At 64.2% G+C, this 14,518-nt stretch carries 16 protein-coding genes; 10 read left to right on the top strand and 6 right to left on the bottom strand.

Features of this window, described 5'->3' with window-relative positions; genetic code table 11:
• The first annotated feature begins 8 nt into the window (after nt 1–8).
• From eno to V6M63_RS15685, 3 genes are all read left to right on the top strand, one after another.
• The gene (gene eno, locus V6M63_RS15695; RefSeq protein WP_332743390.1) at nt 9–1,292 is read left to right on the top strand and encodes a phosphopyruvate hydratase; all 1,284 of its coding nucleotides are present in this window, start codon (nt 9–11) and stop codon (nt 1,290–1,292) included.
• A gap of 110 nt (nt 1,293–1,402) precedes the next feature.
• Entirely contained in the window at nt 1,403–1,687 is a 285-nt protein-coding gene (locus tag V6M63_RS15690; RefSeq protein WP_332743388.1) for a septum formation initiator family protein, read from the top strand.
• Nucleotides 1,688–1,691: 4 nt separating this feature from the next.
• A complete protein-coding gene (locus V6M63_RS15685; RefSeq protein ID WP_332743386.1) occupies nt 1,692–2,351 on the top strand; it encodes an ATP-binding protein in 660 nt (219 codons plus the stop codon).
• A 9-nt stretch (nt 2,352–2,360) separates the two neighbouring features.
• On the opposite strand, the gene hslO is transcribed toward V6M63_RS15685, so the two are convergent.
• Nucleotides 2,361–3,338, bottom strand: a complete 978-nt coding sequence (gene hslO / locus V6M63_RS15680) for an Hsp33 family molecular chaperone HslO (protein ID WP_332743385.1) — start codon at nt 3,336–3,338, stop codon at nt 2,361–2,363.
• A 51-nt stretch (nt 3,339–3,389) separates the two neighbouring features.
• On the bottom strand, nt 3,390–3,914 hold the full coding sequence (locus tag V6M63_RS15675; protein WP_332743384.1) for a gamma carbonic anhydrase family protein: 525 nt from the start codon (nt 3,912–3,914) through the stop codon (nt 3,390–3,392).
• A gap of 38 nt (nt 3,915–3,952) precedes the next feature.
• Between V6M63_RS15675 and V6M63_RS15670 the strand changes: the two genes are divergently transcribed.
• Nucleotides 3,953–4,798 (top strand): ferritin-like domain-containing protein, encoded by an 846-nt coding sequence (locus V6M63_RS15670; RefSeq protein WP_332743383.1) that lies wholly within the window; start codon nt 3,953–3,955, stop codon nt 4,796–4,798.
• A gap of 16 nt (nt 4,799–4,814) precedes the next feature.
• Nucleotides 4,815–6,209: an ATP-dependent RNA helicase DbpA gene (gene dbpA, locus V6M63_RS15665; protein WP_332743382.1), complete on the top strand. Its 1,395-nt coding sequence runs from the start codon at nt 4,815–4,817 to the stop codon at nt 6,207–6,209.
• Nucleotides 6,210–6,213: 4 nt separating this feature from the next.
• Here dbpA and V6M63_RS15660 read toward each other — a convergent pair whose 3' ends face one another.
• Together V6M63_RS15660 and V6M63_RS15655 are read right to left on the bottom strand one after the other, a co-directional pair.
• A complete protein-coding gene (locus tag V6M63_RS15660; RefSeq protein ID WP_332743381.1) occupies nt 6,214–6,642 on the bottom strand; it encodes a VOC family protein in 429 nt (142 codons plus the stop codon).
• Nucleotides 6,643–6,683: 41 nt separating this feature from the next.
• Complete coding sequence (locus V6M63_RS15655; protein WP_332743380.1) at nt 6,684–8,900, bottom strand: ATP-binding protein; 2,217 nt, start codon at nt 8,898–8,900, stop codon at nt 6,684–6,686.
• Nucleotides 8,901–8,988: 88 nt separating this feature from the next.
• Here V6M63_RS15655 and V6M63_RS15650 point away from each other — a divergent pair, with 88 nt between their 5' ends.
• The 5 genes from V6M63_RS15650 to msrA all read left to right on the top strand — a co-directional run bounded on the left by V6M63_RS15650 (nt 8,989) and on the right by msrA (nt 11,943).
• The gene (locus V6M63_RS15650) at nt 8,989–9,240 is read left to right on the top strand and encodes a DUF3297 family protein (protein ID WP_332743379.1); all 252 of its coding nucleotides are present in this window, start codon (nt 8,989–8,991) and stop codon (nt 9,238–9,240) included.
• Nucleotides 9,241–9,289: 49 nt separating this feature from the next.
• Complete coding sequence (locus V6M63_RS15645) at nt 9,290–9,868, top strand: DUF1439 domain-containing protein (RefSeq protein WP_442909601.1); 579 nt, start codon at nt 9,290–9,292, stop codon at nt 9,866–9,868.
• Between the two features lie 33 nt (nt 9,869–9,901).
• Nucleotides 9,902–10,768 carry a PA4780 family RIO1-like protein kinase gene (locus V6M63_RS15640; RefSeq protein WP_332743375.1) on the top strand — a complete coding sequence of 289 codons (867 nt, stop codon included), beginning with the start codon at nt 9,902–9,904 and terminating at the stop codon, nt 10,766–10,768.
• A gap of 102 nt (nt 10,769–10,870) precedes the next feature.
• Complete coding sequence (gene msrB, locus V6M63_RS15635) at nt 10,871–11,332, top strand: peptide-methionine (R)-S-oxide reductase MsrB (RefSeq protein WP_332743422.1); 462 nt, start codon at nt 10,871–10,873, stop codon at nt 11,330–11,332.
• On the top strand, nt 11,329–11,943 hold the full coding sequence (msrA, locus tag V6M63_RS15630; protein WP_332743373.1) for a peptide-methionine (S)-S-oxide reductase MsrA: 615 nt from the start codon (nt 11,329–11,331) through the stop codon (nt 11,941–11,943). Before msrB ends, msrA begins: the two co-directional genes overlap by 4 nt.
• Nucleotides 11,944–11,995: 52 nt before the next feature.
• Here msrA and V6M63_RS15625 read toward each other — a convergent pair whose 3' ends face one another.
• Together V6M63_RS15625 and V6M63_RS15620 are read right to left on the bottom strand one after the other, a co-directional pair.
• Nucleotides 11,996–13,342 carry a hypothetical protein gene (locus V6M63_RS15625; RefSeq protein ID WP_332743371.1) on the bottom strand — a complete coding sequence of 449 codons (1,347 nt, stop codon included), beginning with the start codon at nt 13,340–13,342 and terminating at the stop codon, nt 11,996–11,998.
• Between the two features lie 94 nt (nt 13,343–13,436).
• The coding region (locus V6M63_RS15620) for a hypothetical protein (RefSeq protein WP_332743369.1) at nt 13,437–14,518 on the bottom strand (1,082 nt) is incomplete at its 5' end.

The following is a 14,518-nucleotide window of genomic DNA, read 5'->3' as shown; positions in this document are numbered from 1 at the left end:
TTGAACCCATGAGTGCAATCGTTGACATCGTTGGCCGCGAAATCCTGGACAGCCGCGGCAATCCCACCGTCGAATGCGACGTGCTGCTGGAGAGCGGCGTGATGGGGCGCGCGGCCGTGCCCTCGGGCGCATCCACCGGCTCGCGCGAAGCGATCGAACTGCGCGACGGCGACAAGAACCGTTACCTCGGCAAGGGCGTGCTCAAGGCCGTGGAGCACATCAACACCGAAATCTCCGAAGCCGTGCTGGGCCTTGACGCCTCCGAGCAGGCCTTTCTGGACAAGACGCTGATCGACCTCGACGGCACCGACAACAAGGGCCGCCTGGGCGCCAACGCGATGCTGGCTGTCTCCATGGCCGTGGCGCGCGCCGCCGCTGAAGAAGCCGGCCTGCCGCTCTACCGCTATTTCGGCGGCATGAGCGCGGTGCAGATGCCCGTGCCGATGATGAACGTGGTCAACGGTGGCGCGCACGCCAACAACAACCTCGACCTGCAGGAACTGATGATCATTCCCGTGGGCGCGCCCAGCTTTCGCGAAGCCGTGCGCTGGGGCGCCGAGGTGTTCCACGCGCTCAAGAAAATCATCCACGACAAGGGCATGAGCATCGCCGTGGGCGACGAAGGTGGCTTTGCCCCCAACGTGGCCAACCACGAAGCCGCGATCCAGATGATCCTGGAAGCCATCAGCAACGCCGGCTACACCGCCGGCGAGCAGATCGCCCTGGGACTCGATTGCGCAGCGAGCGAGTTCTACAAGGACGGCAAATACCATCTGGAGGCCGAAGGCCTTGTCCTCTCAGCCGAAGACTGGACCAACATGCTGGCGACCTGGGTCGACAAGTACCCCATCATCAGCATCGAAGACGGCATGGCCGAGGGCGACTGGGACGGCTGGAAGGTGCTGACCGAGCGCCTGGGCGCCAAGGTGCAGCTGGTGGGCGACGACCTGTTCGTCACCAACACCAAGATCCTGAAGGAAGGCATCGACAAGCGCATCGGCAACTCGATCCTGATCAAGATCAACCAGATCGGCACGCTGACCGAAACCTTCGCCGCCATCGAAATGGCCAAGCGCGCGGGCTACACCGCCGTCATCTCGCACCGCTCGGGCGAGACCGAAGACAGCACCATCGCCGACATCGCCGTGGGCACCAACGCCGGCCAGATCAAGACCGGTTCGCTCTCGCGCTCGGACCGCATGGCCAAGTACAACCAGTTGCTGCGCATCGAGGAAGACCTGGGTGAAGTGGCCGTGTACCCGGGCCGCGCCGCCTTCTACAACCTGCGCTGAACATGGCCCCCACGCTCCGCCGCTTCGCGGGTCGCTGCCCCCCAAGGGGGCTGGCCTTGCTTGGGGCGGCCCTGCGCTGCGGCCGGCCGCTTCGGTAACAATCCCACGTCATGGCCAATCGCTTCATCCCTGCCCTGCTGATCGCGCTGCTGCTGGTGCTGCACGCCCAGCTGTGGTTCGGGCGGGGCAGCGTGCCCAAGGTGACGAGCATGAAGCAGCAGCTGGTTGCGCAGGAACTGGCCAATCGCGATGCGCAACAGCGCAATGACCAGCTGGTGAGTGAGGTGCGCGACCTGCAGGAGGGCCTGGACATGGTCGAGGAACTCGCCCGCGCGGAACTGGGCATGGTCAAGCCCAACGAAATCTTCGTGCAGATCGCGCAGAACAAGCGCTGACGCCATGGCGGCCGTCACGGTGGCGCTGCTCGGCGGCGAGTCCAGCGGCAAGACCACGCTGGGCCTGGCCCTCACCGACCACCTCAACACCCTGAACGTGCCGACCACGTTCGTGCCCGAGCACCTGCGCGCGTGGTGTGAACGCGAAGGCCGTGCTCCGATGGCGCACGAGCAGGCGGCCATCGCCGACGAACACATCCGGCTCATCGACTCCGCAGCGCAGAGTGGCGTGCAGGTGGTGGTGGCCGACACCACGGCGCTGGTGGTCGCGGCGTACAGCGAGCGCGTGTTCAACGACCCCTCGCTGCTGCCCGCCTCGCTGGTGGCGCAGAAGCGGCTCGACCTCTCGCTGCTCATGGGCCTGGACTTGCCCTGGCAGGCCGACGGCCTGTTCCGCGAAGGACCCGGCATGCGGGCCGATATCGATGCTGTGCTGCGGCGCGAACTGCAGTCGGCCGGCATCCCGTTCCAGACCATCTATGGCGGCGCAGACGCTCGGCTGCAGCACGCGCTCAAAGCAGTGGGTGTGTTGCTGAGGCGCCCGCTGGTGGCACACGACCCGCTGCTGGAAGCCGGCACGGGCCGATGGACCTGCGAGAACTGCAGCGACCCCGAATGCGAGCGCAAGCTGTTCAGCGGATGGGGGTCGCGGCATCCGGCCTGAACGGCCGGATCAGTGTGTCTGGTCGCTGGCCGGCGGCTGAATGGCCGGTTGCAGAAACACCTGCGCCGCATCCACCGGATCAAACCGGTATTGCGCACCACAAAACTCGCAGCCCACCTCCACCTGACCCTGCTCGCTCAGGATGGAATCGATCTCGTCGCGACCCAGGCTGCGCAGCATGTTGCCCACGCGCTCGCGCGAGCAGGTGCAGGCAAAGCGCGGGCCGTCCTCGCCCGTCAGGGGTTCGAATCGGCGCACGTCCTCCTCCCAGAACAGGCGGTGCAGGATCGTGTCGGCGTCCAGCGTCAGCAGCTCTTCACGTTTGAGGCTGGACGCCAGAATGGCGATGCGGTTGTAGTCCTCGTTCAGGCCGATCTGGTCTTCGTCACGCGCGCCCGACTGGCCTGCGAGGTTGCCACTGCCCTGCAGCGGCAAGCGCTGGATCAGCAGGCCAGCAGCCACGTGTTCGTTGGCCGCGAGCACCAGCCGCGTGTCGAGCTGCTCGCTCTGCAGCATGTAGTGCTCGATCACCTCGCTGAGTTTCTCCAGCTTCTCGCGCTGGTCGCCATACAAAGGCACCACGCCCTGGTAGGGCTGTTGGCCGGGCAGACGGTCCTTGGGGTCGAGCGTGATGGCGCAGCGACCCTGGTTGGTCACGTTGACCATGTGCGACAGCGCCGCGTCCGGGGCCACGTCACCCATGACGGTGGCGGTGGCGCGCAGGGTGAGGTCGGGCTGCACCTCGGCCACGGCCAGCTTCACCGGCCCGTCGCCCATGATCTGCATGATGAGCGCGCCATTGAACTTGATGTTGGCCTGCATCAGCGTGGCCGCGGCCGTCATTTCGCCCAGCAGTTCGGTCACGGCCGTGGGGTAACCGCCGCCATCGCGGTGGCGCTGCAGGATCTCCTGCCAGGCGTCGGTCAGGCGCACCAGCATGCCGCGCACGGGCATGCCTTCAAAGACGAATTTGTGGAGTTCGGACAAACGGGGGCTTTCAGGGATCGTTCGAAAAAACGCAATCGTGGCAGATCGGGGTCAGCCGATCTTTTTCAAGGTCTTGCGAAAACGCGCAGCGTTGTCGGTGTAATGCTTCGCACTCATGCGCAGGCCTTCGATCTGCTCGGGCGACAGCGTCTTGGCCACGCGCGCGGGACTGCCCAGGATCATGGTGCCGTCCGGGAACTCCTTGCCTTCGGTCACCAGCGAGCCGGCGCCCACCAGGCAGTGTTTGCCGATCTTCGCACCGTTGAGCACCACCGCGCCAATGCCGATCAGCGAACCGTCGCCGATGGTGCAGCCGTGCAGCATCACCTGGTGGCCCACCGTCACGTTTTCGCCGATGTTCAGCGGCAGCCCCACGTCGGCGTGCAGCACGCTGCCGTCCTGGACATTGCTGCCGCGGCCGATCGTGATGGTTTCGGTGTCGCCACGCACCGTGACGCCGAACCACACGCTGCTGTCTTCACCCAGCACCACGTTGCCGATGACCTGTGCGTTGTCGGCCACCCAGGCCGATTCGGCCACGCGGGGAGCGGTACCGTCGAGTTCGTAAAGGGCCATGTCTGTTGTCTCCGTTGGCGAAACCTAGAATTGTAGGGATGCAAGCCCCCGCCGACCTGTCGCAGCCTCCTTCCGCTTCTCTGCGCGCAGGGGCCCTGCAGGCGCTGTGCACCAGCGAGCCAGGCCAGAAGGTGGCGGCCACCCACGCGCTCTTCGAGGCCCTGCAAGCAGGCAGAACACTGTTGGACCCAGCCGAGCACCTCACGCCCGACACCACCCGATCCCTGCCCGGGCGGCCAGCGCGGCCCGTGCTCATTGCACCGGTCGACGTGCCCCAACGCTCGGCGTTCACGCCCGAAGGCTTCGCGATGCTGCTGCACGCGGTGGCGCACATCGAATTCAACGCGATCGATCTCGCCCTGGATGCCGTCTGGCGCTTCCCCGACATGCCCGCCGAGTACTACACCGACTGGCTTCGCGTGGCCCACGAAGAAGCCATCCACTTCGGCTTGCTGCGCGCGCACCTGCGGAGCCAGGGCCATGACTACGGCGACTTTGCGGCGCACAACAGCCTGTGGGAAATGTGCGTGCGAACGCAGCATGACGTGACTGCGCGCATGGCGCTGGTGCCACGCACCATGGAAGCCCGCGGCCTGGACGCCACGCCGCCCATGCAGGCACGCCTGCGCAAGGTGGGCACGCCCGCGGCGCTGCGCGCCGTGGAGATCCTCGACGTGATCCTGCGCGACGAGATCGGCCACGTGGCGGTGGGCAACCGCTGGTACGGCTGGCTGTGTGAGCGGCAGGGCATTGAGCCCCTGGCGCACTACCGCCGGTTGGCGCGCGAGCACTCGGCGCCACGCCTGAAGCCCCCGTTCAACGAGCCGGCGCGACGGGCGGCGGGGTTCAGCGACGCCGAGTTGACCGCCATGCACCAGGCCTGACCCCCGATAATCGGGGATGACTTCCGCACCCCCGACCGCTTTCAGCACGCTCCCCCTCTCCCCCGCCACGCTGGCCAACCTGGAGCAGCTCGGCTACCTGGAAATGACGCCGATCCAGGCCGCGGCATTGCCACCGGCGTTGCTGGGCAAGGACATCATTGCCCAGGCCAAGACCGGCAGCGGCAAGACGGCCGCGTTTGCCCTCACCCTGCTGGCCAACTTGAACGCGCGCCGCTTCGCCGTGCAGACCCTGGTGCTGTGCCCCACGCGCGAACTGGCCGACCAGGTGACCACCGAGATCCGGCGCCTGGCGCGCGCCGAGGACAACATCAAGGTCGTCACGCTGTGCGGCGGCGTACCGCTGCGCGGGCAACTGGCCACGCTGGAGCACGGCGCGCACATCGTGGTGGGCACGCCGGGCCGCATCATGGACCACCTGGAGCGCGGCAGCCTGCCACTGGACGCGCTCAACACCCTGGTGCTCGACGAGGCCGACCGCATGCTCGACATGGGCTTCTTCGACGACATCGTGACCGTGGCCAAACAGTGCCCCAAGACGCGACAGACGCTGCTGTTTTCCGCCACCTACCCCGAAGGCATCGCCAAGCTGAGCGCGCAGTTCATGCGTGAACCGGTCACGGTGAAGGTGGAGGCACAGCACGCGGGCGCGCAGATCGAACAGCGCTGGTACGAGGTGAAGGACACCGAACGCCTGGACGCGGTCAGCAAGCTGCTGGCCCACTTTCGCCCGGCCAGCACGCTGGCCTTCTGCAACACCAAGGCGCAATGCCGAGACCTCGTGGCCGTGCTGCAGGCCCAGGGCATCAGCGCATTGGCGCTGTTCGGCGAACTGGAGCAGCGCGAGCGCGACCAGGTGCTGGTGCGCTTTGCCAACCGCAGCTGTTCGGTCCTGGTGGCCACCGACGTGGCCGCGCGCGGCCTGGACATCACCAGCCTGGCCGCCGTGATCAACGTGGACGTGACGCCAGACGCCGAGGTGCACATCCACCGCATCGGCCGCACCGGCCGTGCGGGCGAAAGCGGCCTGGCGCTCAACCTGGTCAGCATGGACGAGATGGGCAGCGTGGGCAAGATCGAGCAGCTGCAAGGCCGAGAATCGACGTGGCACCCGCTGAGCGAACTCGTGCCCACCGGCAAAGGCCCGCTGGTGCCACCCATGGTCACGCTGCACATCCAGGGCGGGCGCAAGGAGAAGATCCGCCCCGGTGACGTGCTGGGCGCCCTCACCGCCGACCTGGGCTACACCCGTGAACAGGTCGGCAAGATCAACGTGAACGAGTGGTCGACCTATGTGGCGGTGGACCGCGACATCGCCCAGCAGGTGGCCAGCCGCCTCAACGACGGGCGCATCAAGGGCAAGAGCGTGAAGGTGCGGGTGCTGGAGGACTGAGTCCTCAGAACGTCACCTTGACCGACGGCGCGCTGCGCCGTGCCTCGCCGTGGAACACGGCCTCGATGTTGTTGCCGTCGGGATCGATGACGAAGGCGGCGTAATAGCCCGGGTGGTACTTGCGTTCACCCGGTGCACCGTTGTCCTTGCCGCCAGCGCCCAGTGCGGCCTTGTGGAAGGCATCGACCATGGCCCGGTCCTGCGCCTGAAAGGCCAGGTGATGGCGTCCGGTGAGTGCGCCGTTCGCGGCTTCGCTCTCGGCTGTGGAGACGAAGAGTTCGTCGGCCCAGAAATAACCCTCGCCGGCGCCGCCCATCGGCACCTTGAGGACCTTGAACACGGCTTCATAAAACGCCTGGCTGGCCGCGAGGTCCTTCACGACGAGCTGGATGTGGTCGATCAGCCGACCCCGGTGCAGTTCCTGTGTTTCCATGGTGAGCTCCTGTTACTCAACGGGTGAAAGGAAGCAACATCCTAGCGGGGTGCACACCGGACCACGTCATTGAGCACACGATCGAGATCGCCGGCTTCGACCGGTTTGCGCAGCACAACGGCAAACAAGGCCTTCAGGTGCTGCTCGTCTGCCTCGTCCAGATTGCCGCTCAGCAAGACCACCGGCGGCGGCTGGTCCATCGAGCGTATGCGTTGACCCAGGCCCACACCGTCGAGCCGCGGCATCGACAGATCGGTGAGCACGACGTCCCAACGCTGGGCGGACTGCACCAGGTAGCTCCAGGCCTCTTCGCCGTCCCGGGCCCGCGTCACGTTCCAGCCCATGCGCTCCAGCAATGCGCTCCACGATTGGCGCACCAGTTGGTCGTCGTCGACGAACAGCAGTTCACGCCTGCGCTTCTCAGGGTCGGGGACCGTTGCGGGGGGAGAAGCGGATGCGTCGTCGGCACTGGCCGGCAGGTACAGGCAGAAATGGGTCCCCTCTCCCACCACGCTGGACAGGCCAATGTGGCCGCCGTGATGCGCCACGATGCCCTGTGCAACCGATAGTCCCAGCCCGGTTCCGCGCCCCACGCTCTTGGTGGTGAAGAAGGGTTCGAACACCCGGTCGACCACATCGGGCGCCATCCCGGGGCCGAAGTCCCGCACCACTATCGTCAGGAAGCGCCCTTCGCCCAGTTGGGCAATGCCCGGCGGCGGGGTCTCATCCCCCCCGAGCGGAAGAAAGATCTCGTCGATGGTGATCTCGATCCGGCCCTTGCCCTCCATCGCGTCCGATGCGTTGATCAGCAGATTCACCAGCACTTGCTGCAATTGCGTCGGGTCGCCTTCAACGACGTCTGGATCCACGCGATGGATCGCGACGATCTCGCACTCGCGCGTCAGACCGGCGCTCACGAGCCGGCGCGTGTCTTCCACCAGGTTCCTCAGGTGCAGCCGCTGCAGTTTGGGCGCTGTCTTGCGGCCAAATGCCAGCAACTGGCGTATCAGACCGTCGGCGTACTTCGTGGCCTTCAACGCTTGTCCCAGCGATTCATGGCCGGGATGCTTCTCTTCGAGATCCTCGATCGTGAGCCGCACCCAGCCCGTCACAGCCGCCAGCGAATTGTTGATGTCGTGAGCAATGCCACCGGCCAGCCGACCGAGTGCCTCGGATTTCTGGCTCTGCATCAGCTGCGCCTGAATGGCCTCCTGCCTCTCGAAGGAACGCCGCTGCTCTTGCGCATCCGACCGCACACGCTGCAACAGCTGATTGACGACCGATGCGAGTGAACTGATCTCGTCACGCCCCTGCACGAGCACGGGCGGTGCCGACGTGGGGCCGTCGCGGGTGATGACTTCAATGTCGGTGCAGAGGCGCTGAAGCCGTTTGAGCAGAAACCGGTCGAGGATGAGCACCAGCAGCAGGCTGGCCATCAACGCCGTCAGGGCGACCGCCATCATGCCCTGCCGGTTCAGCGCCTGGCCCTGCTCCTGCAGGTGGCGATCCAGCCCGAGGACCAGTTCTGCCACGGGAAGACCCTGGTGGTCTTCCAGCAAGACATGCAGATCGTCCAATCCGGCCTTCCCCCGCTGCACGTGAATGGACTCATTCGAGTGACCCGGCGTCTCGAACGACAAGCGCGCCGGCATCATCAGAACGTCGGCCAGGAGATGGACCTCCGCTTCGTCAAAACGACGCACCATGACCATGACCCCCTGCACCACCCCACCGGTCTGGTTGGGCGGACGAATACCGGCTGCGATCACGATTTCCAGCCCGCCATCGGCCAGTCGCAGGGTCTGAAGGACTGCCTTGGGGTTTTGATCCGCCAACACGAGTTGGGCCAGCTCGCGCAGGGGCGCGATGCGTTCGGCTGCCAGCTCGGACAGTCGCGCTTCTCTTTCGCGCTTCACCGTGGCCAGCACGCGACCGCGGGCGTCGAACACCAGCACCTCCGAGATGCGCAGGTACCCCATGTTGTCGGTTTCGAAGTTTTCCGACATGAACTCGGGCTGCTTGCCTTGAACAAAGTTCACCGCATCGATCCAGTAGGCGTAGTCCTGGGTGGTGGCCCTCAAGGCCTGCACCTGCTGGGCGAACACACGCTTGGCGCGTTCACCCTCGCGCGTCGCGTGTTCGACCTCCAGTCGGGCGAACGAGTCCTGCACGAGGTAGCGAGCGCCCAGCATGCCGCCGCCCGCGCACACGGCGACGGCTGCGAGGATCAATGCCCAGGCCTTGTGCTGTAGTTTCATGGTCACAGGAGATCGACCCTTTCGCGGGAAAGTGAAGTGACAAACGGCACGCAACGGTCCTTTCCACGTTCTGGCCGACAATCCAGCCATGAGCGAATCCACCCCCACCACGCCTCCCCTGCCCGACCGCCTTTCCATCGACGCCCGCAGCCCACACCATGTGGCCGCCGTGTTCGAGCACGACATCGGCATCCGCTTCAACGACAAGGAGCGTTTCGACGTGTCCGAGTACTGCATCAGCGAAGGCTGGGTGAAGGTGCCTTCGGGCAAGACGGTGGACCGCAAGGGTCAGCCGCTGCTCATTCAGCTCAAGGGCAAGGTCGAGGTCTTCTACAAATAGAGACCATTCTCCCTGAACGTGCGGCGCGCGATCGACTCGATACATGCCTATGCGCCGCAGATTCCTTTTTTCAGCCGCGTTGTGCACCACCCTGGGCCGACTGGCATGGGCTCAGCCGGTCGATGCCGAGGACCGGCCCTCCAAGACCCCTGGCTACACCGTGTCGGCCGACGTGCTGCAGCGCTCGGTGGCAGAGCGCTTTCCCATGCGCTACCCGGTGCAGGGGCTGCTGAACCTGGATCTCCAGCCGCCGCGCCTGAGCTTGTTGCCCGAGCAGAACCGCCTGCGTGCCGAGATGGTGGTGGAGGCCGTCGGCCCGGCGCTCAACCGCAGCCACCGGGGCAGCTTCGACCTGGACTTTGCACTGCGCTATGAGGCGAGCGACCGCACGCTGCGCGCGCACCAGCTGCGCATCGACCGTCTGCGCTTCCCCACCCTGCAGCCGAGCGTGGTGGAGTTGCTCAACGCCTATGGCCCCGCGCTGGCCGAGCAATCACTGCGGGAGGTGGTGCTGCACCGGCTGAAGCCGCAAGACCTGCGCATGGCCGATGCAATGGGCATGCAACCCGGCCCCATCACGGTGACACAGGAGGGCCTGGTGATCGCGTTCGTGTTGAAGCCACTTTGAAGCCCTTGTGTGGCCCGGGCGCAAAATGGCCCGATGAAAGCTCCTCCCCGACTGCAATCCCTCGTTGAAGAGGGTCTCATCGACACCGTGGTGCGCCAGCTCATGAGCGGCAAGGAAGCCATGGTGTACGTGGTTCGCTGTGGCACCGATACCCGCTGCGCCAAGATCTACAAGGAAGCGAACAACCGCAGCTTTCGTCAGGCGGTGGACTACACCGAAAACCGCAAGGTGAAGAACTCCCGTCAGGCGCGCGCCATGGCCAAGGGCACCCGGTTCGGCCGCGAGTCGCAAGAGGCCGCGTGGCAAAGCGCCGAGGTGGACGCGCTCTACCGGCTGGCCGCCGCGGGCGTGCGGGTGCCGCAGCCCTTCAACTTCTCCGAAGGTGTGTTGTTGATGGAGCTGGTGACCGATGCGCACGGCGACGCGGCACCCCGGCTCAACGACGTGAGCTTCACGCCCGAGCAGGCCCGCCAGCACCACGGCACGCTGGTGGGCGAGGTGGTGCGCATGCTGTGCGCGGGTGTGGTGCACGGGGACCTGTCGGAGTTCAACATCCTGCTGGCACACTCGGGCGAAGACAACACCGACGACTTCCCCGTGATCATCGACCTGCCGCAGGCGGTGGACGCCGCCGGCAACAACCATGCCCAACGCATGCTGCTGCGCGATGTGGCCAACCTGCGCGACTTCTTCGGCCAGTTCGCGCCCGAGTTGCTGAAGACGCAGTTCGGCCCCGAGATCTGGAGCCTGTATCAGAGCGGCCTGCTGAGCAACGAGACCGTGCTGAGTGGCCGCTACGAACGCGCACCAGGCGCGGTGGACCTGGGCAGCGTGATGCGCGAGATCGACGACGCGCGCGATGAAGACGCGGCGCGCCGGCTGCGCATGGCGCAGACGTAACCAGGCCCTTGCTCCAATTGCCCGCGGGGCCGTGTAAGGAATGCCGGCTGTGGTCGACTCATGCTCATGAACACCTCTCCCAGCCTCAACCGCCGCCAGACCATGAAACTGCTGACACTGCTCGGCCTGGGCTCGCAGGCCGCCGCCACCGCGGCCAAGGCCGTGGCCGCCACCGACCCCTGGAAGCTCAGCGAGGCCGAGTGGAAGAAGCGCCTGACACCGGCCCAGTTCGAGGTGTTGCGGGAAGAAGGCACCGAGCGGGCGGGCAGCAGTCCGCTCAATGCAGAGAAGCGCGCGGGCATCTACCACTGCGCCGGCTGCGATCTGCCGCTGTTCTCGTCCGACACCAAGTACGAGAGCGGCACCGGCTGGCCGAGCTTTCACACGCCGCTGCCAGGTGCGCTGGGCACCAAGACCGATTTCAAGGCGATCTTCCCCCGCACCGAATACCACTGCGTGCGTTGTGATGGCCACCAAGGCCACGTGTTCAACGACGGCCCCAAGCCCAGCGGCAAGCGCTACTGCAACAACGGCGTGGCGCTCACCTTCAAGGCGGCCGCATGAACGCGCGCTGGCTGGGCATCCTGCCCCTGCTGACGTCGGCGCTGCTGTCCGCTGGCGTTGCACAGGCCCAAACGACGCCCGTCACCGCCAAGGCCACGTTTGCCGGTGGCTGCTTCTGGTGTGTGGAGGCGGATTTCGACAAGGTGCCCGGCGTGGTCTCGACCACCTCGGGTTACATCGGCGGCACGGTGGCCAACCCCACCTACCAGCAGGTGTCCCGCGGCAGCACGGGCCACGCCGAGGCGGTGGAGATCGTGTTCGACCCGGCCAAAGTGAGCTACGCCACCCTGGTGGAGAAGTTCTGGCGCACCATCGACCCCACCACGAAAGACCGCCAGTTCTGCGACGCCGGCAACCCCTACCGCACGGCAATCTTCACGCACGACGCGGCGCAGATGGACTCGGCGAAACGCTCGTTGGCCGCGCTCGAGAAGAGCAAGCCGTTCAAGGAGCCGATCGTCACCGAGATCGTGGCGGCCGGGCCGTTCTACGCGGCCGAGGACTATCACCAGGACTACTACCTGAAGAACCCGATCCGCTACAAGTTCTACCGCACGAGCTGCGGACGCGACGCACGTTTGCAGCAGCTGTGGGGCGCCGCCAGACAGTAGCCAGCCTCCTGCGTGGCCCGCGCAGGCGCGCGATCTGCTTGCATCCCCTTGATCAGATTTTCTTGCTGGTCGCCAGCTTCTTCTTGATCAGATCGAACCGCAACATCAAGGCAGCCACTTCTTCGTCGGACAACTCGAATGTGGCTGCCGCTTTTCTCAGATCGTCTTCACTGACCTTGCCAAATTCATCGCAAATGGTCTGTGGAATGGGGTCGGGCCAGGGCAGTCGACGTTGATTCTCGGTCCTGTAAGCAAGCACATCATTTGTAATTCTGCTTCCAAACGTGAAATCCCAATCGATGCCTTTCAAAAAACTGGGCCGGTTGCCTTGAGCATTGGTCAGGAATTGACCGTAGTGACGATCAACATCTCCTATGAGCATGCTGAACAGTGACAGCCGGATGTAATCATTCTTGAATTCGGGCTTGAAGCAGATTCCCAATTCGTCCATATGAATTACCCCATCCCGGATGGAACTTGTGTAGAGCTGTGTCAGCTGGATATCGTTTGTCACCTTCTTGTGAAAGTTGATGCCTGCAATGCGTTCCATGACAAGGCATGCTCTTCCACCAAAATACCCCATCCAGGTTTTCGGGACAATATCCCAGCCCAAGATGTCATGGGCTATCAGATTTGCCAGCAAGCAACGTGCTTCCCACTTGGGATTTTGAGCATCAATGCCCGTCGTCAGACTGATCTTCTGCGCAAAAGCCGCGTCCGATTCAGAGGCAGGGGGAAAGCATTTGATGATCAACTTTTCTCCCTTGTCTGTGGTGAACCCAACAACCATTGCACCACTGACACCTTTTTCGAATTTTTCACCCACGTAGAAGTCGAAATTTTCCCTGTAATTCCTGGGTGCGGTGTAAGCGTTCAAGGGGATACTGTTCGCCGTCCACGCCACGACCACATTCGCTGCCTCATCTTTGCTGAACATGGCACTGCCGAGGTGTTCAATGAACGCTGCTTTTTGCTGGCCTTGATCTTGTGCAGCACCCGTCGTTGCCGGAGCGGGAAGTGGGCTGTAGAGCTGCTCGAGCGCTTGGGTGGTCAGGCTGTCGAAATAGGATTTCGAGCCTTGCGCGAGGTTGCTGATGACCTCGCTCAGTTGATACACCGTATGCGCCAGGACGGCAGCTTGCGGTACCGCCGCCGGCCGGGGAAATGTGGGATTGAGGTCGGTGCGCGTGCCCTTGATCTGGGCCAGGATGCGCGCGTGTTTGCCAGGCGTCCAGCGCGGGCGGTGCGAATGCAGCACGCCGGGCAGGCGGTCCGCGTTCGCCGCGCGCGAGCGCGCGCTGGGCAGCGGAAACACCGGGTTTTGCCAGTTGAAGGCCGTGGACGCGGTCCCGTCGGCCCCGGTGGATGCCTGAGATGTGGTGTTGGCCATGAATTCCACGGAAGACCCCCTTTGTTGAACGCTTGAAAACACCGCCTTGCGTGTGATCGCGCAAATGCGCGCCCGACGCGAACCGCATCGGGCGCGCCTTGGCTCAGCTCTTCTTGATCACAGCCAGCTTCTTCTTGATCAGATTGAATCGGGAAATCAAGGCGGCCACTTCACCCTCGGTCATTTCAAACAGGGTTGCTGCCTCCCTCAGATTGGCCTCATTGACCTTGCCAAATTCATCGCAAATGGCCTGCGGAATGGCGTGAGGCCAGAGTGCCCAGCGCTGACGGGTCACGGGATTGATGCTGATGACATCGGTGGTCATCTTGCTTCCAAACGACAAATCCCAATCGAAGCCTTTGAGGAAGGCGGGTTGCCTGCCTTTGGCATTGCTGAGGAACTGGTTGTAATGCCGATCGGAATCGGCAACCAGGTTGTTGAACAACGACAGACGCAGGTAGTTTTGCTTGAATTCCGGCCCGAAGTGATCACCCCATTCATCCATGTGGACGATTCCATCGCGAATCGAGCCGAAGAAAACCTGCTCCAGCACCACGTTGTTCCTCAGCTTCTTGAGCAGGCTCATCCCTTCAATGCGCGGCGTCATGAGGCATGCTCTTCCGCTGAAGTACCCCATGGAGGCTTTCGGCAGGATGTCCCAGCCGAGGATGTCGTGCGCAATGTGGCTGGCGAGCAGGCAGCGAGCCTCCAGCCGCGGGTGTTGAGCATCGATGCCCGCCACGTCCTCGATGATGTGGTAGTTCATTTCGGAAGTTGGCGGAAAACATTTGAGAATCATCCTTTCGCCATTCTCCATCTGGAAATCAATGACGGTTGAATGACTGGCGCGGCTTGCGATTTTGTCTTCCTCACGGAACTCGAACGCCGAGTTGTAGACGATGGGGGCTGCGTAGGTGTTCAATGGAATACCGCTCGCCGTCCACACCGTGACGACGTTCGTCGCCTGATCCTTCGTGATCCCGGCCTGGCGCAAGGCCTCCATGAATGTCGCTTTCCGGGCCTCTGGATCTTTCGGTGCACCGCCGGGTGCGGCGGCCGGGAGATCAGGCCCGTACAGCTGCTCGAGCGCGTAGGTGGTGAGGCTGTCGAAATACGACTTCGTGCCTTGCGCGAGGTTGCTGATGACCTCGCTCAGCTGATATCCAGCGGCAGCGCCGTGAGCAG

Source organism: Hydrogenophaga sp., from assembly GCF_036675665.1.
Classification (GTDB): Bacteria; Pseudomonadota; Gammaproteobacteria; order Burkholderiales; family Burkholderiaceae_C; genus Hydrogenophaga.
The sequence above is the reverse complement of the archived record's forward strand: the minus strand, read 5'-3'. Positions and strand labels throughout refer to the sequence as shown.